General features: G+C 60.5%; 23 protein-coding genes. 15 read left to right on the forward strand and 8 right to left on the reverse strand.

Going from position 1 to position 24,028, the window contains the following annotated elements:
- The first annotated feature begins 13 nt into the window (after window positions 1-13).
- Together ACFFNA_RS31670 and ACFFNA_RS31675 are read left to right on the forward strand one after the other, a co-directional pair.
- The gene (locus ACFFNA_RS31670) at window positions 14-691 is read left to right on the forward strand and encodes a FadR/GntR family transcriptional regulator (protein ID WP_111546106.1); all 678 of its coding nucleotides are present in this window, start codon (window positions 14-16) and stop codon (window positions 689-691) included.
- Window positions 692-734: 43 nt separating this feature from the next.
- The gene (locus ACFFNA_RS31675; protein ID WP_378923712.1) at window positions 735-2,276 is read left to right on the forward strand and encodes a GMC family oxidoreductase; all 1,542 of its coding nucleotides are present in this window, start codon (window positions 735-737) and stop codon (window positions 2,274-2,276) included.
- Window positions 2,277-2,419: 143 nt separating this feature from the next.
- On the opposite strand, the gene derI is transcribed toward ACFFNA_RS31675, so the two are convergent.
- A complete protein-coding gene (gene derI / locus ACFFNA_RS31680) occupies window positions 2,420-2,860 on the reverse strand; it encodes a D-erythrulose-4-phosphate isomerase (RefSeq protein WP_378923713.1) in 441 nt (146 codons plus the stop codon).
- 255 nt (window positions 2,861-3,115) lie between these two features.
- On the opposite strand from derI, the gene ACFFNA_RS31685 reads away from it, so the two are divergent.
- The 8 genes from ACFFNA_RS31685 (at window position 3,116) to dhaL (ACFFNA_RS31720) (ending at window position 12,178) form a co-directional block, all read left to right on the forward strand.
- Window positions 3,116-4,594, forward strand: a complete 1,479-nt coding sequence (locus ACFFNA_RS31685) for a sugar ABC transporter ATP-binding protein (protein ID WP_378923714.1) — start codon at window positions 3,116-3,118, stop codon at window positions 4,592-4,594.
- Between the two features lie 40 nt (window positions 4,595-4,634).
- Complete coding sequence (locus ACFFNA_RS31690; protein ID WP_378923715.1) at window positions 4,635-5,639, forward strand: ABC transporter permease; 1,005 nt, start codon at window positions 4,635-4,637, stop codon at window positions 5,637-5,639.
- Between the two features lie 85 nt (window positions 5,640-5,724).
- Window positions 5,725-6,711 carry a substrate-binding domain-containing protein gene (locus tag ACFFNA_RS31695; RefSeq protein ID WP_378923716.1) on the forward strand — a complete coding sequence of 329 codons (987 nt, stop codon included), beginning with the start codon at window positions 5,725-5,727 and terminating at the stop codon, window positions 6,709-6,711.
- A gap of 60 nt (window positions 6,712-6,771) precedes the next feature.
- Window positions 6,772-7,542, forward strand: a complete 771-nt coding sequence (locus tag ACFFNA_RS31700) for an SDR family oxidoreductase (RefSeq protein ID WP_378923717.1) — start codon at window positions 6,772-6,774, stop codon at window positions 7,540-7,542.
- A gap of 22 nt (window positions 7,543-7,564) precedes the next feature.
- Complete coding sequence (locus ACFFNA_RS31705; protein ID WP_111546100.1) at window positions 7,565-8,557, forward strand: dihydroxyacetone kinase subunit DhaK; 993 nt, start codon at window positions 7,565-7,567, stop codon at window positions 8,555-8,557.
- 11 nt (window positions 8,558-8,568) lie between these two features.
- Window positions 8,569-9,231 (forward strand): dihydroxyacetone kinase subunit DhaL, encoded by a 663-nt coding sequence (gene dhaL / locus ACFFNA_RS31710; RefSeq protein ID WP_378923718.1) that lies wholly within the window; start codon window positions 8,569-8,571, stop codon window positions 9,229-9,231.
- A 137-nt stretch (window positions 9,232-9,368) separates the two neighbouring features.
- Window positions 9,369-11,465, forward strand: coding sequence for a bifunctional sugar-binding transcriptional regulator/dihydroxyacetone kinase subunit DhaK (locus tag ACFFNA_RS31715; RefSeq protein WP_378923719.1), 2,097 nt, complete (start codon window positions 9,369-9,371; stop codon window positions 11,463-11,465).
- 59 nt (window positions 11,466-11,524) lie between these two features.
- The gene (gene dhaL, locus ACFFNA_RS31720; protein WP_378923720.1) at window positions 11,525-12,178 is read left to right on the forward strand and encodes a dihydroxyacetone kinase subunit DhaL; all 654 of its coding nucleotides are present in this window, start codon (window positions 11,525-11,527) and stop codon (window positions 12,176-12,178) included.
- Between the two features lie 82 nt (window positions 12,179-12,260).
- On the opposite strand, the gene ACFFNA_RS31725 is transcribed toward dhaL (ACFFNA_RS31720), so the two are convergent.
- The 7 genes from ACFFNA_RS31725 to ACFFNA_RS31755 form a co-directional block, all read right to left on the reverse strand.
- Complete coding sequence (locus ACFFNA_RS31725) at window positions 12,261-12,518, reverse strand: exopolysaccharide production repressor protein (RefSeq protein ID WP_378923721.1); 258 nt, start codon at window positions 12,516-12,518, stop codon at window positions 12,261-12,263.
- A gap of 414 nt (window positions 12,519-12,932) precedes the next feature.
- Window positions 12,933-14,153, reverse strand: coding sequence for a phosphatase PAP2 family protein (locus ACFFNA_RS31730; RefSeq protein WP_378923722.1), 1,221 nt, complete (start codon window positions 14,151-14,153; stop codon window positions 12,933-12,935).
- A 151-nt stretch (window positions 14,154-14,304) separates the two neighbouring features.
- A complete protein-coding gene (locus ACFFNA_RS31735; protein WP_378923723.1) occupies window positions 14,305-14,844 on the reverse strand; it encodes a prepilin peptidase in 540 nt (179 codons plus the stop codon).
- 1 nt (window position 14,845) lies between these two features.
- Window positions 14,846-15,385, reverse strand: a complete 540-nt coding sequence (locus tag ACFFNA_RS31740; RefSeq protein WP_378923724.1) for a tetratricopeptide repeat protein — start codon at window positions 15,383-15,385, stop codon at window positions 14,846-14,848.
- Between the two features lie 54 nt (window positions 15,386-15,439).
- Complete coding sequence (locus tag ACFFNA_RS31745) at window positions 15,440-16,390, reverse strand: type II secretion system F family protein (protein WP_378923845.1); 951 nt, start codon at window positions 16,388-16,390, stop codon at window positions 15,440-15,442.
- A gap of 16 nt (window positions 16,391-16,406) precedes the next feature.
- Complete coding sequence (locus tag ACFFNA_RS31750; protein ID WP_378923846.1) at window positions 16,407-16,973, reverse strand: type II secretion system F family protein; 567 nt, start codon at window positions 16,971-16,973, stop codon at window positions 16,407-16,409.
- A gap of 404 nt (window positions 16,974-17,377) precedes the next feature.
- Entirely contained in the window at window positions 17,378-18,760 is a 1,383-nt protein-coding gene (locus ACFFNA_RS31755; RefSeq protein ID WP_378923725.1) for a TadA family conjugal transfer-associated ATPase, read from the reverse strand.
- 505 nt (window positions 18,761-19,265) lie between these two features.
- Here ACFFNA_RS31755 and ACFFNA_RS31760 point away from each other — a divergent pair.
- The 5 genes from ACFFNA_RS31760 to ACFFNA_RS31780 all read left to right on the forward strand — a co-directional run bounded on the left by ACFFNA_RS31760 (window position 19,266) and on the right by ACFFNA_RS31780 (window position 24,026).
- A complete protein-coding gene (locus ACFFNA_RS31760) occupies window positions 19,266-19,487 on the forward strand; it encodes a Flp family type IVb pilin (protein WP_378923726.1) in 222 nt (73 codons plus the stop codon).
- Window positions 19,488-19,582: 95 nt separating this feature from the next.
- Window positions 19,583-20,623 (forward strand): Flp pilus assembly protein CpaB, encoded by a 1,041-nt coding sequence (gene cpaB, locus ACFFNA_RS31765; RefSeq protein ID WP_378923727.1) that lies wholly within the window; start codon window positions 19,583-19,585, stop codon window positions 20,621-20,623.
- A 65-nt stretch (window positions 20,624-20,688) separates the two neighbouring features.
- Window positions 20,689-22,131: a type II and III secretion system protein family protein gene (locus ACFFNA_RS31770; protein WP_378923728.1), complete on the forward strand. Its 1,443-nt coding sequence runs from the start codon at window positions 20,689-20,691 to the stop codon at window positions 22,129-22,131.
- On the forward strand, window positions 22,118-22,411 hold the full coding sequence (locus tag ACFFNA_RS31775; RefSeq protein WP_378923729.1) for a hypothetical protein: 294 nt from the start codon (window positions 22,118-22,120) through the stop codon (window positions 22,409-22,411). Before ACFFNA_RS31770 ends, ACFFNA_RS31775 begins: the two co-directional genes overlap by 14 nt.
- Before the next feature lie 73 nt (window positions 22,412-22,484).
- Entirely contained in the window at window positions 22,485-24,026 is a 1,542-nt protein-coding gene (locus ACFFNA_RS31780) for a TadE/TadG family type IV pilus assembly protein (protein ID WP_378923730.1), read from the forward strand.
- The last annotated feature ends 2 nt before the right edge of the window (window positions 24,027-24,028 follow it).

Raw genomic sequence — 24,028 nt, forward strand, 5'->3', positions numbered from 1 at the left:
AGGAGATTTGGTTTTGAACGCATTCGAGCCACAGGCCGGACCATCGGATCTCGACGACATCATTGCCGCAGTCCGCCAGTTGCAACAGGGCGGCGGCAAACTTCCGTCCGAGCGCGATCTTGCAGGACACCTGAGCGTCAAGCGCCATCAGCTTCGCAAGGCGCTTGAAGTGCTGCGTCATTCTGGCGATCTCAAACCGGCGCGCGCCAGGCGGGCGCCGACCGCCCTTCCAAGATACGGGGAGGAACTGGTCAGGGTAACCAACCCAATCGAGGTTCTGGAATTGCGCCTGATCATGGAGCCGGGCCTTGCCCGGTTGGCGTCGCTGCGTGCCTCCTCCTTCGAGACGGCGCGGATCATGGACGCGGCAACCACGCCGGAGAATGCTCCGTCAGGTGAGGTCGACTTCGCCTTCCATCTCGCGATCGTCGCCGCTGCCCGCAACCATCTCGCGGCAGAATTCTACAAGATGTTGCGTCAGGTCGGGGTCGATGCGCGGGTGAAGGTTGCGCGCACCGCCGCCCCCACCTGCCCCAAGCGGATCGCCCAGCGCGACGGCGAGCATCGCCTGATCGCCGAAGCGATCTCGCAGCGCGATCCCGAAGCGGCGGAGGCCGCGATGCGCGCGCACCTGCTGTCCGTGCAGAGGCAGATCATGGAACGGTCGAATGCCGGCGCCTTTGCCGCGTGATCGTATCACCTCTCGACATTGAGCCTGTGCGGGGAATTTCAAATTGAAACGTCATTTCGACGTGCTGGTGATCGGCGCCGGATCCGCCGGCTCGGTTGTTGCCAGTCGGCTCAGTGAAGACCGGTCGTGCCAGGTCGGCCTGATCGAGGCCGGGACGATGCCGGCTGATCCCGATATCGCCGACCCGCTGAAATGGACGATGCTCCAGGGCCGCGCCTACGACTGGGCCTACCGGACCGTGCCGCAGCCTTTTACCGCCAACCGCGTCCACGAATGGCCACGCGGCAAGATCGTCGGCGGATCGAGCTGCCTGCATGCGATGGCCTATGTGCGCGGCCATCCCGACGATTTCGAACCCTGGGCGCAAGCCGGCGGCGAGCGCTGGTCCTATCAGGGATTGTTGCCGGGCTTCATCCGCAGCGAAGCCTTCACGGCCTTCGACGGGCCGACACGCGGCAGGAGCGGCCCGCTGGACGTGTATCTGCCGGACGCCGAGGTCAGTCCGGTCGTGCGTGCTTACATCGCCGCCGGGCGCGCCATGGGCGTCCCGACGCTGCGCGACCACAACAGCGGCGAACTGGTCGGCACCAGCCCCAATTCACTCAACATACGCAACGGCAAGCGCGTGAGCGTCGCCGACGCCTATCTGTCACCGCAGGTCATGGCGCGGCCGAACCTGAGCTTACTTATCGGCCATGAGGTCGAGCATCTCGTGCTGGACGGCCACAAGGTCACGGGCGTGATCGTGGTGTCCGAGGGGGAGACCAGAACGCTCACCGCCGACCGGATTGTTCTTTGCGCCGGCGCCGTATCCACGCCGCTCGTCCTCATGCGGTCGGGCATTGGTTGTCCGGATACCCTGAAGCAGGCTGGGATACGCTGCCTTGCCGACCGACGCGATGTCGGCCGCAACCTGCAGGACCATCTGCTGGCTCTTGGAAATGTCTACAGTACGAAAAAGCCGGTGCCGCCGTCCCGCCTCCAGCACTCCGAATCGCTGATGTACCTGCATGGCGACGACCCGACCCGTTCCACGGGAAGTCCCGACATGGTGCTCGCCTGCGTCGTCGCTCCGTCAGCGGCCGAGGGCCTGAATGCCCCGTCCTACCGCTCCGCCTTTACCATCCTGTGCGGCGTCACCCATCCGACAAGCCGCGGGCGCATCGCACCGGGCGGGCCCGGCCGTAACGATGCGCCGGTCATCGATCCGCACTATCTCGAAACCGAACACGACCGCGCGGTTTTCAGGATGGCCTTGAAGAGGGCGCGCATGGTCGGCCATCATGCGGCTCTGGACGAATGGCGAGATGTGGAAGTCCTGCCTGGTGCATCGGCTCAGTCCGACGACGAGCTCGATGCCTTCATCGCCAGGGCTGCCTCCACCCATCATCATCCGGCTGGCACATGCCGGATGGGTAGTGATGCCGAGGCTGTCGTCGACCCCGACTTGCGGTTGAACGGCTTCGACAACATCTTTGTCGTCGACGCCTCGACGATGCCGACGATCCCGAGTGGACCGATCAACGCCGCAATCGTCGCCATTGCGGAAACCTGGACGGTGTTGGCGGCGCACCGGAAATCCTGACGACGCCAGGCAGTCTCTAGAGCGGTTCACCGTTTCACGGAAATGCTGGACCACTCTAGCTCTTTGTTTTGACGCAATTCCCTGAGGGAAAGCGCTACGCGCTTTTCCCGGGAAAACCGGTTCCCACTTTTCCTAGAATTGCTCTAGCGCTTGATCTGGTCAAGACGATCGACCGCCTTGACATTCTCCGCTGAAGGCCCGGTGGGATCGAAGTTGGACGCCAGATACTTGTCGACAATCGCCTTCGCCAGTTCCGGGCCTATCACGCGCGCGCCCATCGTGATGATCTGAGCATTGTTGGACTTGGCGGCCCGTTCGGCCGAGTAGGTATCGTGGGTCAGTGCGGCGCGTATCCCCGGCACCTTGTTGGCGGAAATCGAAACGCCGATGCCGGTTCCGCAGAACAGCAAACCGCGGTCGAATTCGCCTTCAACCACCTTTCGAGCAACCGTCTGCGATATGTCGGCGTAAAAGCCCGGCTGACTGAAATCCGTTAGCGTGATGCCGGTCTTTCCGGCCAGATGCGCTGCAATCACATCCAGAAGCGGCTTTCCCGCACTGTCGGCGCCGATAGCGATCTTCATAGCCTTCCTTCCTTTCGATTTTGAGTTGGCCCTCCGCACCGTGCCGCCAATGCGCCGTCTGGCGCCTGGGCCCTGGGCGTCCGTGGGTGCATTCGATCCGCGGCCAACAGTTGGCATCCATAGTTTCATCGAACGCTTGACATTTGTCGAGTGCTAATCGACTATTGTAAAAATCGACACCAAGAACAAAGATCATTCGTGTCGATCGGCTCGCGCCAAGGAGGGGTGTCGAGCGCCTGAGGGAGGAGAAACGACGTGGAGTTTTTGCTCGAGGTAGAAGGGCTGAAGAAGTCCTTTGGTGGCGTCGCAGCCTTGCGCGAGGGCCGCTTTCAACTTCGCGCCGGCACGGTTCACGCACTCTGCGGCGGCAACGGCGCCGGCAAGTCGACCTTTCTCAAGATACTGATGGGCATCTTCAAGCGCGACGCCGGCTCAATCCGCCGCCGCGGCAAGGACGTGGAGTTCGCAAGCCCGGCCGACGCATTGGCCTCGGGCATTGCCATTATCGAACAGGAACTCAGCCCTGTCCCTCACATGACGGTTGCGGAGAACATCTATCTCGGCCGCGAGCCTTCCGCGCGGTTCGGAGGCATCGATTTTCGCGCGATGAACCGGTCCGCGCAAAAGCTGCTGGACGATCTCGAATTCGATATTCGAGCCACACAATACATGATGAACCTCTCCGTCGCGCAGATGCAGCTCGTCGAGATCGCCAAGGCGCTCAGTCACGACGCCGAGGTCATCTTCATGGATGAGCCGACATCGGCGATCGGCGAGCGGGAGGCGCAGCACCTCTTTGCCGCGATCCGCCGCCTGCAGGCCCAGGGCCGCGGCATCGTCTATGTTTCTCACCGGCTGTCGGAGATCTTCCAGATCGCCGATTCCTACACGGTCTTCCGTGACGGCGCCTATGTCGGCAGCGGAGCGCTTGCAGACATCGACCGGCCCAACCTGATCCGCATGATCGTCGGCCGTGAACTGTCCGAGGAATACATAAAGACCAACACGCCCACTTTGGAAACCGTTCTCGAGGTTACCGCGCTTACGTGCTCGAACAAGATCGAGGATATCTCCTTCTGCGCACGAAGGGGTGAGATCTTCGGCATTTACGGCCTGATGGGGGCGGGCCGGACAGAGATCTTCAACTGCCTCTTCGGGCTCGACAAGCCTTCGTCAGGAAGCATCAAGCTCGACGGTGCCGAGGTCAGCATTTCCAGGTCAGCCGATGCCATGGCGCTTGGGCTGGCGCTGGTCACCGAGGACCGCAAGCTGACCGGCCTCAATCTCTCCGATTCCGTACGCGCCAACATCTGCATGGCGAGCCTGCCGGAAATGAGCCCCGCCTTCGCCATGGATCGGCCGCGGGAGGCGCAAGCAAGCCGCGACATGCGGGAAAAGTTCCAGATCAAGGCAGCGCGCGACACGATGCCGGTTTCCGGCCTTTCAGGCGGCAATCAGCAGAAGGTGGTGCTCGCAAAATGGTTCCTTCGCAACCCGAAGGTCCTGCTTCTGGACGAGCCGACCCGCGGTGTCGACGTCGGGGCCAAGCGTGAAATCTATCGGATCATCAGTGACTTCGCCGCCTCCGGCGGCACGGTCGTGATGATCTCATCGGAAATCGACGAAGTTCTCGGCATGTCGGACCGCATCATGGTGATGCGTGCCGGCAGGAGCGCCGGGATCTACAGCCGGGAGGAAACGGATGCCCAATCACTCGTCCACCTATCAACCTGAGCAGGGACAAGGTGTTCGTCCGGCGGCAGAGGAGTCAGGGATGTCGGTTGGAAACAACAAGAACGCAAAAGGCTGGCTCGGTTCGGAGCAGCGCCGGCTGCTGATTCAGGAATACGGTATCTTCTTTGCCTTCCTGATCCTGGTTGCGGTCCTGTCGGTCTCCAACGAGTTCTTTTTGACAGCCGGCAACATCTCGAACGTGCTGCTGCAAACGTCGATCAATGGTGTCCTCGCCATCGGCATGACCTTCGTCATCCTGACCCGCGGCATCGATCTCTCGGTCGGCTCCGTCGTCGCGCTTGCCGGCCTCGTCAGCGCCAGCTTCGTGACCACGTCCGCGACCGCCGGGATTTCCGGAGCACCCTATCCAGTCGTCGTCGGCCTCGGCATCGGCCTTTTGGTCGGCGTTGCCTGCGGCGCCGTTTCCGGTGTGATCGTGTCGCGCTTTTCGGTGCCGGCCTTCGTGGCGACGCTGGGCATGCTGTCGGCAGCGCGCGGACTGACCCTCATCTATGGCGGAGGCCGACCTGTTCCCGCGCTGACGCCGGCGTTTCGCTGGATCGGCACGGGCGACATCCTTGGCATACCGGCCCCGGTCGTCATTCTGGCTGTCGTGTTTGCCGTCTCCTGGTGGATCCTCAACCGGACCCGTTTCGGCCGTTACATCTATGCCGTCGGCGGCAACCCCCACGCTGCCAGGACCTCGGGCATCAACATCACCCGCATACAGTTCGTCGTCTATGTCGTCTCCGGCGGTCTTGCCGGCCTCGCCGGAATGCTGCTCAGCGCCCGCACTGGCTCCGCACTGCCCCAGGCCGGCATCGCCTATGAGCTGGACGCGATCGCTGCGGTGGTGATCGGGGGAACCAGTCTTTCGGGCGGGGTGGGCCGGGTGACGGGCACGCTGATTGGGGCGCTGATCATCGGCGTCATGAACAACGGCCTCGATCTGATGGGTATCCAATCCTACTACCAGCAAGTTCTCAAGGGCGCCCTGATCGTCGGCGCCGTGATGCTTGATCAGAAGCGAAACTACGGGGCCTAAGCCCCCTTCCGGGATCGGACCTGCACACCGCGTGTCCGTTGATAGGCGAACCATGTCGGTCGCTCACTTAAAGTGGAGGTACGAAATGAAAACATTGATGATAGCGCTCGCGTCCGCGTCCGCGCTGCTGGCCTCGTCGGCCATGGCGCAGGAGAAGATCAAGATCGGCGCAGCACCTTACGGGTTGAATGCTGAATTCATGCAGATCTGGGCGGCAGCGCTCCAGGACCACCCTGCCGTCAAGAGCGGTGAAGTCGAACTGACGGTCTTCGACGGCCGCTATGATGCCCTGGTCCAGCAGGACCAGTTCAAGACGATGGCCACGCAGAAGTACAATGCGATCATCTTCGCGCCGATCGACGTCGATGCAGGCGCGGCTGCCGTACAGACGGCCGCCGATGCCGGCATCCCGGTTGTCGGCTCCAACACCCGCGTCAATTCCGATCTCCTGGCCTCCTATGTCGGCTCCGACGACACGATCTCGGGCTACATGGAAGCCAAGACCGTGCTCGACAGAATCGGCTGCAAGGGCAACGTCGTCATTCTCGAGGGGCCGGTCGGTCAGTCGGCGCAGATTTCTCGTCTCGAAGGCAACAAGAAGGCGCTTGCCGAGTGCCCGGATGTCAAGATCCTCGAAGATCAGACGGCGAACTGGTCGCGCGCTGAAGCCCAGACGCTGATGGAAAACTGGCTCACCGCTCATCCCAAGCAGATCAATGGCGTGATTGGCCAGAACGACGAAATGGCTCTCGGCGCCATCGAGGCGATCAAGGCTGCCGGCCTTGACGTGAAGAGCTTCTCCATTGCCGGCATCGACGGCATCACCGACGCGCTCCACGCCGTCAAGAACGGCGAGATGACGTCGATCCTTCAGGACGCACGTGCCCAGGCACAAGGGGCGCTCGATCTTGCCATCTTCAATGCCAAGAAGGGTGACTACAAGCCCCAGTCCGACATCTGGGTAACCTACAAGGACATGCCGTGGAAGGACGGCAAGGAGAAGATCTACAATGTGCCGTGGACGCCGGTGACGGCGGAAAACGTCGACAAGCTTCTTGCGACGCGCAAGTAATTCAGCCGTGGGGTGTGCCCTCTTGCACACCCCACTTTCCAACAGGCCGGGAAGACAACCATGACTGATTCAATACAGGTCGATCTCAATTTTTCACTTGGCGGCAAAGTCGCCCTGATCACCGGCGGTGCCTCCGGCATCGGCAGTGCCATTGCATCGGCATTTGCCTTGAAGGGTGCTGCCGTCGGAGTGATCGATATCAATGAATCGGTTGCGCGATCGAAAGCCGACGAACTCGGCAACGGCGCGAAGTTCTTCGTCTGCGACGTGTCCGATCCGCAATCCGTGGAGGCCGTGTTTGCCGCGGCGGAAGCGGCTTTCGGCCACATCGATATCGTCGTCAACAGCGCCGGCGTCGCCATCCTTGCTCCGGCCGAGGAGCTCAGCCTCGATGCCTGGGACAAGACCATCGCTATCAATCTCAAGGGAACGTTCCTGGTCTCCCAGGCCGCCGGACGCGCCCTGATCAAAGCCGGCAAGGGCGGTAAGATCATCAACATGGCTTCGCAAGCCGGCACCGTCGCGATCGACCAGCACGTCGCCTATTGCGCCTCGAAATTCGGTGTCATCGGCCTGTCCAAGACGCTTGCGGCCGAATGGGGCAAGCATGGCATCACGGTCAATACGATTTCGCCGACAGTGGTGCTGACCGAGCTTGGCCGAAAGGCATGGGACGGGCCGCGCGGCGAGGCGTTGAAGCAGCGCATCCCGACCGGCCGCTTTGCCTTCCCGGAGGAAATAGCCGCCGCAGCGGTGTTTCTGGCATCGAACGGCGCCGACATGATCAACGGCGCCGACCTTCTGGTCGACGGCGGCTACACCATAATCTGAGCGGCGCATGATTGGAGCAACAATGCAGCGGTTTATCAACAATCCCGACGAGGTCGTCGAGGATACGGTCAAGGGCTTCGTCAAGGCGCATGCCGACATCGTCAGGCTTGGCAGCAATCCCCGTGTCATCGTCGCCCGCCATGCGCCGGTCAGCGGCAAGGTCGGCGTGATCACCGGCGGCGGATCCGGCCACGAGCCGGCCTTCATCGGCTATACGGGACGGAACATGCTGGATGCGGTTGCGGTCGGCGAACTGTTTTCGTCGCCGACGGCAAAGAGCTTCTTCGACGCCGCGCGAGAGGCAGATGGCGGCAAGGGTGTCGTCTGCCTCTATGGCAACTACGCCGGCGACAACATGAATGTGAAGATGGCCATCAAGCTCGCGGCCAAGGAGGGCATCGAGATCGCTACCGTCGTTGCCAATGACGATGTGTGCTCGGCGGGGCCCGATGAGCGCGACAAGCGCCGAGGCGTTGCCGGCGAGATCTTCATGTGGAAATGCGCCGGCGCCAAGGCCGCGGAAGGTGCTGGTCTCGCCGACGTGCGGGCGATAGCGCAAACGGCGATCGACAACTGCCGCTCAATTGGCGTTGGCCTTGGCCCTTGCACGCTGCCCGCCGTGGGGCACCCCAACTTCTCGATCGAGCCGGGCACGATGGAAGTCGGCATCGGTCATCACGGTGAACCGGGTGTCAGGGTCGAACCGCTGAAACCCGCTGCCGAGATAGCGCGAGAGATGGTCAAGATCGTCCTCGATGATCATGACCTAGCAGCCGGAACGGAAGTTGCGGTCCTCGTGTCCGGCCTCGGCGCAACACCGGTCAACGAACTCTACATCCTCAACGACACGATCGAACAGGAGATCGCCGGACGCGGGCTGAGCATCCACAAGACCTATATCGGCAACTATTTCACCTCGCTGGAAATGGTCGGCGCCACACTCACGGTCATGGCGCTCGACGCCGAATTGAAAAGGCTGCTGGATGTGGACGTCGATTGTCCCGCAAGGTTCTAGGAGACAGGCAAATGCAGCACTTTGACAACGCTTCCGCTGGCGACATCGTTCTTTCGGTCGCGGACCGGATCATCGAAAACCGAGCCTATCTGAGCGAGATCGACGGCAAGATCGGTGACGGCGACCACGGCGTCAACATGGCCAAGGGCTTCGGCATGGCCGCGGAGCGGATCAGGGGCAACGACATGTCGCTGGCCGCAGCCTTCGATACGCTGGGCACCGTGCTGATGACCGAGATCGGTGGTTCCATGGGTCCGCTCTATGGCGTCATGTTCACGCAATTCGCCGAGACGATCGAAAACGCATCGTCAATCGATGCCAAGACTTTCAGCACCATGCTCACCAATGGTCTCGACGGCATCCAGGCCATCGGATCGGCCAAGGTTGGCGACAAGACGCTTCTCGATACGCTCGTCCCGGCCATCGACGCCTTCGATAGCGCCAACGCTGGCGGAAAGCCATTCGCCGACGCGCTGGATGCCCTGGTTGTCGCGGCCGAAAAGGGCCGCGACGGCACGAAGGACCTTGTGGCGAAGATCGGCCGGGCCAGCCGCCTGGGTGAACGCTCGCTCGGCGTCCTTGATGCCGGCGCCACATCCTGCGCGTTGATCCTGAAAGCCCTGGCGCTCGGTGCCAAGCAGAAACTGCAGCTGTCCGCGGCCGCGGTGCGTTGAATTGTAAAGTATGCTCCTCCCGAGCAATGGCTCCCGGCTGATCTTCCAGCCGGGAGCATGATCCGGAGCAAGATTGAGAGTTCGCCCGTTTGCGCTCATCTTGGCGATCGATTTTGGATTCGGGGAAACCAGGCAGCATGATCGTCAAGGCACCATCGGCGCGGAAGAACGGGACGGTGCGGGCGGGAGCCGAAGCTGGCACCGAACCCATCCCGTTGCGCTACGGTGACGACCCCTATGTCTGGGCCTGCTGGCTCTACTACGAAGATCGCATGACGCAAGGCGATATCGCCGACATCATGGGCATTTCGCGGGCGACGGTGAACAGTTATCTGGCCGATGCCCGCGCCCGCGGGATCGTCAACATTTCCCTCGAGCCGTCGCGGCTGAGCTCGCTCTCGATCGCGCAGGAACTCAAGCGTCACTTCGGGTTGCATGACTGTCTGGTCGTGCCAAGCGACGACAATGCGCGCCCGCTGATCGATCGTCTTGGCGGGGCTGCGGCGCAGGCACTTGCCAAGCTTTTGAAATCCGGTGACACGCTCGCCGTTGCCTGGGGAAGAACTGTGTTGGCAATCGGGGAACAAGCCTCGGTGCCCGGCCTCCAGGACGTCACTGTCGTTCAGGCGACCGGAGGCACTCGTGCGAGTTTTGCCTATACGCCGGAACTCTGCGCGGCCGCCATCGCCAGCGCCGTGGATGGCAAGCTGATCAACATCACCGCACCAGCGGTCGTTTCGACGGCCGAGGTGCGCGACATGCTGTTGCGCGAGACGCTGATCGAAAGCCAGTTCGCAGCACTTGCCAAAGCCAACAAGGCGCTTTTCGGCATCTCTTCGCTGCGTCCAAACTCAACGATCCACACCAGCGGCTTCTTTGAATCGGTCTCACTTCAACAGTACCTCGCCAAGGATGCCGTGGGTGTCGTTGCCGGCCGCTTCATCGACGGCCAGGGCAATCCGGTGGCCGGCCCGCTCGACGACCGAACGATCGGGATATCGCTCGACAGGCTGAAGGCCATCGGCCTGCGCATCGCGGTCGCCGGCGGTTTCGACAAGGTGCCGGCAATCCTTGCCGCGCTGCGCGGCGGCTACGTCAACGTGCTCATCACCGACGCTGCCACCGGCCGCGGCATCCTGAATGCCGACGGCGTGACGGAGCTCGACCAGAAGCTCTCGCAACGCCCAAGGCTCGACAACACAGTGGCTTTGCCCAGCAACTTCCGCACCCATATCAAGAAGTTCCTCAACGACCCCGACGATGTCGTGGAGGAAATGCTTGACGGCGTGGTGAAGGCCCACGCCGCCTACATCGAGCCGATCAAGGGTTCGCACCGTGCTCTCGTTGCCCGCACAGGGCCGAGGCCTGGGAAAGTGGGGCTGGTGATCGGCGGCGGCACGGGGCACGAGCCCTGCTTTCTCGGCTATGTCGGCAAGGGGCTCGCCGATGCCGTGGCCGTCGGCAACATCTTTTCGTCACCGCCTCCCGGCACGATCTTCCAGTGTGCCAATGCCGCGTCGGGCGGGCAAGGCGTGCTGTTCGTCTACGGCAACTATGCCGGCGACGTGATGAACTTCGAAATGGCGGCCGAGATCGCGGCGGAACACAACATCGAGGTTCGCACGGTGGTGACGACGGACGACATCGCCTCGTCGCCGCTCGAGGACAGGGAGGGTCGCCGCGGCGTTGCCGGCAACTTCTTCATGTTCAAGATCGCCGGTGCCGCCTGCGATCGCGGCTTGTCGCTCGACGCCTGCGAGGCCGTGACGCGCAAGGCCAACGCACGGACTTTCACCATGGGCGTTGCGCTGGAGCCCTGCTCGCTTCCGCAGACCCGCCGCCACAATTTCGAGATCGGCCCCGACGACATCGAGATCGGCATGGGCATCCATGGCGAGCCCGGCGTCATCCGCGAAAGGATGATGAGCGCCGACGCGATCACGGACCGGATCATGGACCGCATCTTTTCGGAAATGAAGCCGGCAGCGGGCGACCGTGTCGCGGTGCTGATCAATTCATTCGGCGCCACGCCGCTGATGGAACTTTACATCCTGTTCAGGCGCGTCGCGCAGCGATTGAGCGCCAAGGACATCACGATAGAAGCGAACTGGGTGGGGCATTATTGCACATCGCTCGACATGGTCGGTGCGTCGATAACGGTCTTGCACCTCGACAGCGAGTTGACGGAACTGTTGCATCATCCTTGCGATACGGCTGTCCTGCGGGTCGGCTGAGATACGAGTATGCGACGATCGACGATGGGTCGCATCCTGCTTGAACTGGGAGGAACACGATGTCGGACAATGCGGCGCGACGCCTGAGCAGGATGTTTTATCGCATCTCCATTGCGATCGAGGCGGGAAAGGATCACCTCTCGGATCTCGATGGCGCCATCGGCGATGCCGACCATGGCATCACCATGTCGCTCGGCTTCATGGCGGTGAACGCGGAGCTGGCCAAGCTCGACCTCGACCACATGCTTGCGTCGGACGTTTTCACCGCTGCCGCGTCGGCCTTTCTCGATGCCGTCGGCGCCTCCACCGGGCCGCTCTATGCGACGGCGTTCCGAAGAGCCGCACAAGCCCTCAAACAGGATGAACGCCTTTCAGCTGCCGGCCAGGCGGCGATCGTCGAGGCCATGACGACCGGCATCAAGGAGCGCGGCAAAGGACAGCGCGGCGACAAGACGATGCTGGATGCCTGGATCCCGGCAACGGAAGCAGCCGTCGGTGCATGTGCCCGCGCTGCCGGAAGCCGGGACATGTGGAAAGGCATCCTGGAGGCCGCGGAAGCCGGCGCGAATTCGACACGATCCATGGTCGCGGCCCGCGGCAGGGCGGCACGGCTGGGCGAGCGATCCCTGGGGCACATGGACCCGGGCGCGGCCTCGGCCGTCATTATCCTGCGCGCGATGAAAGACACTTTTGGTGAAGACGCCGCGAAGTAATCCGCGATTGTGCCGTTGGGTTTTGCGCCACAGCAAACCATGACTTGGTTAGCCGCTGGCGCCATCCCTGCCGGAACGGCGGCTAGAAGAAGATACGGTCGTGTTTCGCGGGAGACGCTCCGTCGGGCTTCTTCTGAACCGCTCGATCGGCGTCGGTTGCTTCATCGACGTGACGGAAAATCATGACGAGCACACAGGCGAAATATCCCACCTGCAGCACTACAGCGCTGACGACTGTCCACCCGAACGAGGCCCAAAACGAGCCCGTGACGCTGTAGAGCCAGCCAAAGATCAGCGCCAACGCCGCCGTCGCTCCCACCAGAAACTGTGGAAAATACATTCGCCCTCGAAAGATTCCGGGAAGCATCGACCCGGTTGTCTTCCGTCCCATTGCACGATTTCTACCCCATATGAACAGTTTCAGTTTTTGGAGAGCAATGCAAGCATGAACTAATATGCCTCGGCAACACGCCTATAACGACTCTTTGTCTGTTTGAATTGCGAATAGGACCCACCGGCGCAAAGCGTTGCTGCAACACCCGCGCCGTCACCCGAGGAGACCGAGCGCCGGCAGACTGGAGAGTCTAATGTGCGCAAGTTTGCCGGCGCCCGGTAATCGCAGCACCCGGGGGTTCTTGGGGTGTTTTGGGGCTGCGACCTCAGTACGTTAGCACAAGCTAATATAGAGGTATACGGCCATTTTGCTGGTTATTCCCGGCATAGCCAAATTGATGAAGGCGCGTTTTTCCGCACCTCAGATCGCTGGGCGAGTTGCTGTCGAAAGCGGCGAAGGTTTCGCCATACGTCCAGCAACGACCCATATGATCGGCGCGGCCAGCATGGACGCATATCCGTCGATCCCATAGTGCCAGGCCAGGTAGACGGCCCCCAGTTGTATTATGACCAAGAAGGCCGCTCCGGCCCATCGCAGCAACCCGCCGAAGCGCCAAAGATAGATGGCATTCAGAGTTGCGATAGCAACGTGCAGCGAAGGAAAGGCTGAAATACCTCCACCCATTTGTGGACCGTCCAAAGCCATATTGGCAAACAGCACCTCCTGTACAGGGATGGACCACACAGGATAGACGGCGTCGATTGTCCGAAGATGATCCATCAGCGGAGAAAATGTAGCGTCACCGTAATAAGGCATCACAAAGGCTGGTCCGACCGAGGCGAATATCGTCGCTGCAAGAGTTCCTAACAGTGCCCAGATTAGAACATAACTTACCAGATACTGTGAACGGAGCCGTTGATTTCCGGTTGAGAAGGTGACGCAGAACAGCACAATGAACATTATCACTGACCAAAGACTGTAGAAGAAATTCATGACAAAAATTATCGGGCCGTATCCAAGCAAAGGATGCAACACCAACCAGGCATCGACGCCACCATGGATTGTCCTGTCAATCGCCATGATTTTGGAGTCAGCATAGAACGGTACAATCCTGCTGATACCGCGCTTCAAGCTGGTGAATAGGGAAAAAAATACAGGCAGGACCAATACGACCGGCAGGCCTATGATCATCCGGTAAGGTAATTCATAGGCAACCAGTCGATCCCTAAGCGCCGGGAACAACTGCGGTGGCCGCTCAAGCATGATGCGTATCGAGATCAAGGCGAACAGGATAACCGTCACGCCGCAACCAAACAGCAGAAACGGTCGGCTGTAGAGTTCAAAATCGACTCGGATATTCCAATGTATGGCGGCGGCAAGCGCTACCAGAACATAGACCACCAAGGTAACAAAGAACGGTTTATTGGTGCGCCATGCCGTCGAACTACCGCGAAGTACGGAGCCCATCATTGACATCGACCTGGCACTCTGAAGGCAGGCAATGCGCCAGCCGCTATGTGCGGCGCCACGTTCGGATGTACTTCTTTTTGATGATTGGGAGCGGTGGCGGTTCGGCGCTGATAATTGTTGGTGAAGCCGGTTTGTCGACAACAGCCGCAAACGGGACAGCCACGGCGCCAACGATCAATCCAGCCGTCAGCCAAGCCACTGCCGATCGGTAATCCGGTATCATATCCAAGCCCTCATTCGCACATAGAATGCCTGCCGGCCATTAAGCAAAGATTACGTCGCTGTAGCCCGCATTTCCGACGGTGGAACGGACTGTCGAGGTTCAGTTAAGCTGATTCAGGATTCCAGAGCTGCTCGCCACCACCACACTTTTGTAGATCAGGAACGCTATCGTACAGATCGCGGCTATCGCGATCGGCACTCCGAATGGCACCACGCCCTTACGGTCCAAATGCTGGACAACGAGCCGAAAAGCGCCCTCAGGCAGCATGAAGGGTCTTTTCACGATCGCCGCGGTGGCGAGGGCGAGAACCAGGAGCAGCACTGAAAACACCGCGAGATCGCGTCCGCCGATCAGGAAGGGCACGACAGCCATCAGTTTGACGTCGCCGGCGCCGATCTTGCGTAGCACCCAGAACGGGAGTAGCGCGACGAACAAAACAAGGCCGGCAAGGGCGCTCAGCCCCATCTCAAACCACGATCCGGATTGGAGCGACAGCAGCAGCAGGCTCCCCGCCCCCAGGCAGAGCAGCAGCAGCACGTCGCGGTTGGCGATCTTCTGGGTGGTGAAGTCGAGCCAGGCAATCCTTGCCAGCAGCGGGATGGCGAGCGCTTTCAGCAGCAGCGATTCGACGAGCAACATGCTAGCGCTCGATATTCTGCACGCTGGATGACAGCAGCTTCAGATTGTTGGCGACAGTCGGATCGTTGGGCGCCAGTTCGTAAGCCTTGAGGAAATTGCTGCGTGCGTCCTGCAGCTTGCCGCGCAGCAGGTGGGAATAGCCGACATTGTTGTAATATTCGGCCGTCGGGCCAACCAGCTTGAAGGCTCGGGCATAGGCCCGATCGGCGAGGTCGAAACGGTGGATCCGGTCGCTGCAGGCAGCCAACCCCATCCACGCGTTACCGTCATTGGGCGACAGTTGCGTCGCCTTGAAGAACAAGGCGCCGGCATTGCCGTAGTTTTCCGCGCGGAACTGGTTCTTGGCTTCGGCCACGGCCTGGTCCGAGGCATGGTATTCGACATCGCTGACCGTCTTCAGCCCGTCGAAAGCATCGCCGAAGGACGTCACATCACCCTTCGACGGCTCGTTGGTGCGGACGACACCGTCGGTGGCGTCCGTCTGGCAGCCGGCAAGCACTACCGTCAACAGGCAGGCTGCGACAGCGATAAGCCTCTTCATATAGTTCCCCTCGAGCGTCCCCCGACTCATATTAGGACCAAATCATACATGCAACTAGAAGAAAATCCCCTTCATCCGGATGATGACCGGCAACATAATGACCATTAGCACGACTGGAAAGATACACAGCCCCAACGGAATCATCATTTTCACGGGCAGTGCGTTGGCTTTCTCCTCCGCGCTCAGAATTCTCTGCCCTCGCATCTCTTCGCTGTAGACGCGCAGTGCGTCCGTCAGGCTGGTGCCCAGCTCTTCCGATTGCCGGAACAATACGGCCAGCGCCCTTGCTTCTTCAAGCCCTATGCGGTCCGCGAGTTCACGCAGCGCCTCGCGCAAGGGCTTCCCCGCGCGCAGTTGCAGGTTCATGATCGCAAGCTGGATGCCCAACCATTTATGGGTGCCGGCCAACTCTGAGCCAACTCGCTCGACCGCTGCCTCCAGGCTCATGCCGGCGTCGGCGCAGGTGATCATCATGTCCATGAAATCCGGGAACCCGCGACGGTAGGTTTCCTTCTGGGCATTCTCGAAGCGATCGAGCAGAATGCTCGGAATCACTATGCACCCCAGCCCTAGCAGGGCTGAGCCAACAAGGGCGAAGTACCCCGGCAGATGCGGTGGCAACACGCGCGGCAGAAGTGCGTAGGCAACCAAAAATCCTACACACACCGCGCCGAGTCGCGACAGCGTATAGATCAATGGAGCGCTCGCTTGATAGAAGCCGGCGCGGAAGAGCTTTGCTTCAAGCGCACTCGGCTCCTGGCGCTCCTTCTCCATCGTTCGAAAGTATGCGTCGACCGGCCGTTGCGCTGCGATCTTGACTAGCTGTTCCTGACCCGCGAGCGAGCGAGGGTCGACCGCACCTTCGCCTATCAGGCTTTGCGCAACGAGCTTTCGCGTCTGCAGGGCCGGCAAGAAGACAAGCGCTCCAAACAGGAAAAGGGCCACCGCAGCCACGAAAACAGCGACGGAGACCAGAAAGCTCAGGTCGTTGGTGTTGGAAAGCAGGTTGATGGTACGCTCCTCAAAAGTCGAAGTTGACCATTCGATACATGATGAAGTCGCCCAGCAGAGCCCATACGCCAAAGCCCACAAACACGGGCATAATCAGCGGGTCGTGCCATACCTTGCCGTAATAGGCCGGGGCAGTGAGCTGAAGGATGAAGAACATCACGATTGGAAACAGCGAGATGATCCAGGCTGAGACCCGCCCCTCGGACGAGAGCGCCCTGATCTTCATTCGCAACTTCTGCCGCTCACGCAGAACGGAGGAAAGATTAGCCAGAATTTCGGTAAGATTGCCGCCGGTCTTGGACTGAATGGAGAGCGCTATGGAAAGCAGGTGAAGGCCCTCGAATCCAACCCGCTGAGACAGTTTTCGCACTGCCTGTTCAATACTTAGACCAAAGGTGATCTCGTCGGAGACGATGCCGAATTCCGTCCCCAGGGGATCAGGCATCTCGCGCGCCACAAGGCCAATGGCCACCGAGGCTGGATGTCCGGCACGCAGCGAGCGCACGATCATGTCGAGTGCATTCGGGAGTTGCTTCGCGAACTTCAGGATTCGCTTTTTGCGCGCGCGGTGAAGCATGAGCACGGGCAACGCAAACCCGACAACCAGAAATACAACGAATGCCAGTATCGCCGACAAGCCCAAGACGAACGACAGCAGCAGTGCCAATGCCAACCCGGCGCAGATAAATATACCGGCGAATGTCAGCGGGTTTCCGGTGATGCCGGATTGGGTGTAGAGCCTGTTCAGCCCGACCAGCCCAAAAAGAAAGTCCCCCGATTCCGTCAGCCCCCGCTCGCGCAGCAGGTTTTGCAAAGTCCGTTCTGCCGGAACGTCGTCAGACAATCGCTTCAACCGACGATTGATCGCGCCGACCGCGGCACGGCGACCGGCAAAAGAAAGATACAGGGCCTCGCCGGCGAGGATGACCGACGCCGCCGCAAGGACGTAGATAAAATAGAGCAATGCCTGGCCGGACGGCATCAGAGCGCAACCTGCGGATTGAAGGCGTCCTTGCTGAAATGATGCCCTAGCGTTGCCGCTTCCGCCGCGAATCGGGGCCTGACACCGGTGGCACGAAAATCGCCGATGATCGTACCGTCGGCGGCGACATCGCGCCGCACGAAATGATAGATTTCCTGCAATTGCACGACATTGCCTTCCATCCCAGTGATTTCCGAGATCGATGTCACGCGCCTGCCGCCGTCCGACAGTCTTTGCGTCTGCACGATGATGTCGATGGCCGAGGCAATTTGCGCCCGGATGGACTCGTGCGTCATCGGCATGCCGGCCATGCCGATCATCTGCTCAAGCCGCGAGATCGCGTCGCGCGGCGTGTTGGCGTGGATGGTGGTCATCGAGCCTTCATGGCCGGTGTTCATCGCTTGCAGCATGTCGAAGGCTTCCTCGCCACGAACTTCGCCGACGATGATGCGATCAGGCCGCATGCGCAGCGCGTTCTTGACGAGTTCGCGCTGCCGAACCTCGCCTTTCCCTTCGACACTGGGCGGGCGTGTCTCCAGCCGGCCGACATGCGGCTGCTGCAATTGCAGTTCCGCCGCATCCTCGATGGTGATCAGGCGCTCCCTGGACGGGATGTGGCTCGACAGCGCATTGAGCAAGGTCGTCTTGCCGCTGCCGGTGCCGCCTGAAACCAGGATCGATTTGCGCACCTGAACCGCGATCCGCAGCAGGTCGATCATCGGTTGCTTGATCGAGTTGAGCGCCATCAGACGTTCAAGCGAATAAGGGTTCTTCGAGAATTTGCGGATCGACACCAGCGGACCGTCGACCGAGATCGGCCGCACCGCGATGTTGACGCGGGAACCGTCGTCCAGGCGGGCATCGACCATCGGCGACGATTCATCAACCCGCCGACCGATGTTCGACACGATCTTGTTGATGACGCGCAGCAGATGCGCCTCGTCACGAAACCGGATTGCCGTCTCCTCGACCATGCCCCGCCGCTCAATAAAGACGCGTTTGTGGGTGTTGATCATGATATCCGTAATGGAATCGTCCTTGAGCAGCGGCTCGATCGGCCCGAGCCCCAGCATCTCGTCGGCCGTGTCGCTGGTCAGCTGATCGAGTTCGCGGGCATTCAGCGGCACGTTTCGTTGGCGAACGAACTCGCGAACGATCGGCCGGATCTCATTCAGGATCTCGTCCTTGGACGCACTTTCAAGAGCGGTCAGATTGAAGCGATCTATCAGGTGGCGATGAAGCTCGACCTTGAGCGTCAGGAAGGCGTCACCGCCCTCGGCGACCTCCGTCGCTGGAGACGTAACGCTGGGCATCACCGCTACAGGCGTCGGCTCCTGCAGCGCCCGCGTCTCACTCGGTCCCTTTATGAAGCGGCCCAACATCTCGCGAAACCCCCGGCAAATTCCCCTGCCTGGAAACTAAGCGTTAACCACGGAAGGCACAAGCGCCGAACGCGTCACCGAATGAACAATACTTCCGACATAGTTAAGGACAGAGGCCCAAAAAAATCGATTTTATTTGACAACACGCCAGGCGCCGGAAATGGGCCATCACCTCACGGGACATGACCGGTCGTAACGAGCCACACCCCTCCGTAAGTCCTTATATATAAAGGGTTATGCATAGTAGCTAATTTAGGGATACCGAATTTGGATGTATGGCCAAATTGTGAACGAATGGTTAAGGCGGTTGAAAAATTAATCGAATCAAGCTCTTGTAAAAACTAACCCGCCCTCTGGTCAGGTATTGGAAGGTTAAGGAACTGTTAATCCGTTTGACTCTGCTTTTTTGCGGGACCTAGGATCGTGATGACGGGGGATGCTTGGGTATGGATTTCATCCTTGGCTCTGTCTCGTCGGGTTCAAACCTCCAAAGGGAGAAATTATCATGAAGAAGCTCATGACGATGACCCGGCAGTTCCGCGACGACGAAAACGGCGCTGCTATGGTCGAATATTCCATCCTGGTCGGCATCATCGCTGCGGCGTCGCTGCTGGCAATCCTTGCTATCGGCGGCTGGGTCGGCGACCAGTTCACCGGTCTCTGCGCCAATCTCGATGGCAAGGGCGTAAGCGCGACTGGCACCGGCACGGGTGCTTGCGCTCCGTAACCATATTGCTGGGTCGGGATCGCTCGGTCCCGACCCAGGCTTCTGCATCAGGAAAAAACTAGCATCGCCCTTGGGGGGCGATTTGGGGTGGGAAGATGCGCGCCAATACACTCATCATGATTATCCTCGCCGGCGTGTTCGGCGTGCTGGCGGTTGTGCTTGCAAACATCTGGCTGGCCAGCCAGCGCAATGCGATGGCACAGTCGAATGGCACCCAGCGCGACACCGTCGTAGTAGCAGCAATGCCGTTGAAGTTCGGCGACACGCTAAGCGCCGACAAGCTGCGCGAAATTCCCTGGCCGGCCGGCGCAATACCGGCAGGCGCGTTCAAGACGACAAAGGATGCCCTGGCCGGCGAAGGCGCAAGGCAGGCGCTGCAGGCGATCAGCACAAACGAACCCGTCCTTGCCAGCAAGATCACAGGTCCCGGCCAGCGTGCCACGCTTTCGGCGGTGCTCGGCGAAGGGATGAAGGCCGTTTCCATTCGCGTCAACGACGTGCTTGGCGTCGCCGGCTTCGTCTTCCCGGGTGACCGGGTCGATGTTCTGCTGACACAGACCGTGCGCGGCGCCGATGGCGCGGACAAGAGTTTTGTCGACGTGCTGCTGCAGAGCATGAAGGTGCTCGCCGTCGACCAGGTGGCTGATGTGAGCAAGGACAATCCGACGGTGGTGAAGTCGGTGACGCTCGAGGCCAGCACCAAGGATGCACAAAAATTGACCCTCGCGGCAGGGGCTGGCCAATTGTCGCTGGCGCTTCGTCAGGCAGCGGCCAGCAAGGGCGAGACGACCGGACGCGTAACGCTTTCCGACCTGACCGGTGAAACGGCGGCCGACGTCGCCGCCAGGCAGGCCGAACTCGACAAGAAGGCAGCTGAGCAAGCCGCGGCCGCGGAGGAGCGCAAACGCGCCGAGGACAAGATAGCCGGTTTGACCCAGGCCGTGGAACGGGTGGGAAGCCGTCTCGACGATCTGAGCAAGGTGAAGCCGGCTCCGGCGGTGGTGTCGGCACCGGAAGCGCGTGAAGTTGTTAAGGAAGTGGTCAAATATGTCACACCCGAGCCGCCGGCGCGTGCTACAGTGGGCGTTTTTCGGGGTGTGAAACTCGAGACATATGACGTGCCGCGACAACCATAACCAACCGTAACGATGGTGCGGCGAATGAAATGGGGCTGCTACCGGCAGCGACTGGGGAGACGGGGATGCAGGGGTCTTGGTTGAGGATGGCGGCCGCGTTGTCGTGTTTGGCGGCGCTGTTGCTGTCGAGCCTGGCGGCTAATGCAGCCGACCGTTTCATCGATGTGTCGAACCCCAGCGTCCATAAAATCTTCCTGCCGATGTCGCAATCGGTAACGATCCAGGTGAATGCCAATCTGGGCGACATCGTCGTTGGCGACGAGAAGATCGCCGATGCCCAGCCGATGACCGACCGCACGCTCTATGTCATCGGCAAGGGCGCCGGCACCACCACGGTCAATCTGTTTTCCACGGACAAGCACTCGCTCGGTGTCATCCAGATCGAAGTCGGCGTCGACGTCAGCGACATGGCGCAGGCGATCCGCCAGGTGGCGCCAAAGTCGCGCATCGAAGTCGGCTCGGTCAACGGCAGGGTCAGGCTTGGCGGCCATGTCAAGGACGGCGCCACGCTGGCGGCAATCATGGAAGTTGCGCAGCAATATGGTCCCGACGCCATCATCAACTCCGTCATCGTCGACGACAGCCAGCAGGTCAATCTCGAAGTGCGCGTGCTGGAAGCCAAGCGCAATGCCGGCCGCGATCTCGGCGTGTCGATCAAGAGCACCAACAGCAGAGGCACGACCCGTACCGGTACTGGTGTTGCTGCCGTCGACCAGGACAATGTCGTGCTCGGGCCAGGCGATCTGATCAGCGGCCTCCTGTCGAACTCCAACCCGTTCGCGGCGCTAATCACCCGCGTCATCGACAACAACATCAAGGTCGACCTGATCATCGAGGCGCTCGAGGCCAAGGGCGTGGTGCGCACGCTGGCCGAGCCCAATTTGACCACGCTTTCCGGCGAACCAGCCAGCTTCAATGCTGGCGGCCAGGTGCCGATCCGCAGCGTTGACGCCAATGGTCAGGTCCAGGTCGAGTTCAAGCAATTCGGCGTCAATCTGCAGTTCACGCCAGTCGTGCTCGACGACGGTAAGATCCATATGAGGCTGGCGCCGGAGGTCAGCGACCTGACCGGCTTCACCACCGCCGGCGACCCGATCTTCACCAACCGCAAACTGGAAACCGTCGTCGAACTGCGCGACGGTCAGAGCTTCGCCGTCGGCGGGCTTCTGTCGAGCAAGACCACCAAGCTTCAGAACCAGGTGCCTTGGCTCGGCCAGGTGCCGGTTATCGGGACACTGTTCCGCAATTCGAGCAACCAGAAGGAAGAGACCGAGCTGGTGGTCATCGTCACGCCGCACATCGTGCGGCCGGTGAGGCCCGGCGAACAACTGGCGACACCGTTCGACAAGACGCGACCTGCCAACGACCCGGAGTTCTTTATCCTCGGGCAGCTCGAGGTGAACAAGGACATGATCCGCAAATATGAAACGGGCGACGGCGTCACCGGCCCCTATGGCCACATGCTGGACTTCAAATCGAAGGACAAGATGCTCTATGTCAAGAAATAGCGCCCTGATCCTCATCCTGTGCGCCGGCGCGCTGTCAGGCTGCGCCGCGGACTATCTGAACAACTATGATTCGGTGACCTTGGCCGCCGGCGACTCACAGAAGTTCAATTCGCTGCTGCAGACGGTCGACCCGCTCAACCCGGCGTCCAGGAACACCAGGATCGAAGGCGACGGCACGCGCGCCGCCGCAGTTGCCCACAACTACAAATTTCCGCCGCCGCCGCCGCCGCCGCCGGCGATCACGGTCAATGTCGGCGGCTCGGGTGTAACATCGCAGTGAACTGAACGGAAGGATGCGGAGGGCGCCGGGCATGCGAGGGGCCCTGGCGCAAGGTGAGAGAGAGAGTAAGGTCATGTTGGGGGCCATTCGTGCGTTCTGGAACGATCAACGCGGCATAGCGATGATCTTCGTCGCAATCATGCTGCCCGTCCTTATCGGCTTCGCGGTACTTGCCATCGACATGAGCCGGGCCAACGACCTTCACAACGATCTGCAGAAGGGTGTCGATGCGCTTGCGCTTGCCGCCGCGGCGGAACTTGATGGCAAATCGGATTCGATCACCCGAGCCAACCGGGCGGTGGCGAACCTGGGGGTCACAAACAAAACCAAGTTTTCTACCTCTAACGATCCTACCTCGCACGATCACACGCTCGCCCTGTCTGAGGTGACCATTACCTACCTGACCGGAATTCCCGCCAGCGACAGCACCCTATTGAGCGCCGCGGGCGTTGACGCCGGTGGCACAAACTGGGCGAGCACCGACCCCAAAGCGGTATCATTCGCGGAAGTGACGGTGAACCCTTCCGGCTTGGCGGATGGTGCCGGTGCCTTCGAAACGATCTTTCCGGCAAGCTTTATCGGCAGCAAGGACACCATCGACATCCAGCCACAGGCCGTGGCCGGGTTCGTTCAGTCGATCTGCGAAACCGTGCCGATTTTCATGTGCAACCCGTTCGAGACGACCGACCCGTTGACCAGCAAAACGATCCAGCAGGCCTTCGCGTCTGGCGACACCTATGGTCGCGAGTTTCGAATCTTGAAGTCAGACAACAATACTTGGAATCCTGGAAACTTCGGCCTGCTCGACAACAGTCTAACCTCGCTGCGAGACGCCATAGCGATGGGAACGGCAGGCACTTGCTACAACCGAGACGCAATCACCACGAAAACCGGTGTCACCTTGGGCCAGGTCAACGCTGGGCTGAATACCCGTTTTGCCATCTATAGCAACTCATTGAACAAGCAGGACAAAAATTGGGCGTACCGGCCTTCGCTGAATGTGCGCAAAGGGCAAAAGAGCAATGCATGCAACAAATACTCTCCTGTTACGGACGGGTCTGCGTTGCCTCTCCCTCCCGGTGCCAACTACACCAATGGAAAATCTGACAAGATCACCAGTCAGGGCTTTTGGAGCGCATACTGGCTTGCCAACCACAAGCAAGCCTACACGACACCCGTCCCGGCCAAAACCAACCCGACCGGGCTCACGACGGCTCCAGCCTCCCGCTACGACGTGTACAGGTACGAAATCGGCAACGGTCGCGTAGGAGATAAATCGAACAATCCTACGCAGGAGGTCGGCACACCACTATGCTACAAGGGCACCACGCCAGCCCTGACCGACGATCCAGATCGCCGTCTCCTCAACATGGCAATCGTCGATTGCATCGCCAACACGGGCAAGATCAACGGGCATAGCCAGATCAAGCCAGACGGCTACGCGAGCGTGTTCGTCAACACTCCGGTTCAAAAGAACGATAACAGCAAGGACGATGAAGATTCTTCGGCCAGCGAGAAGCCTATCAGCCTGGAGATTGTCGACGTTGACGGCGGGTTTGCCAACAACACCCTTGTAGACAAAGCATTCCGCAATGAAGCCCAGCTGTATCGGTAGGG

Origin of the sequence: Mesorhizobium kowhaii, assembly GCF_042431665.1 — a bacterium.
Lineage (GTDB): Bacteria > Pseudomonadota > Alphaproteobacteria > Rhizobiales > Rhizobiaceae > Mesorhizobium > Mesorhizobium kowhaii.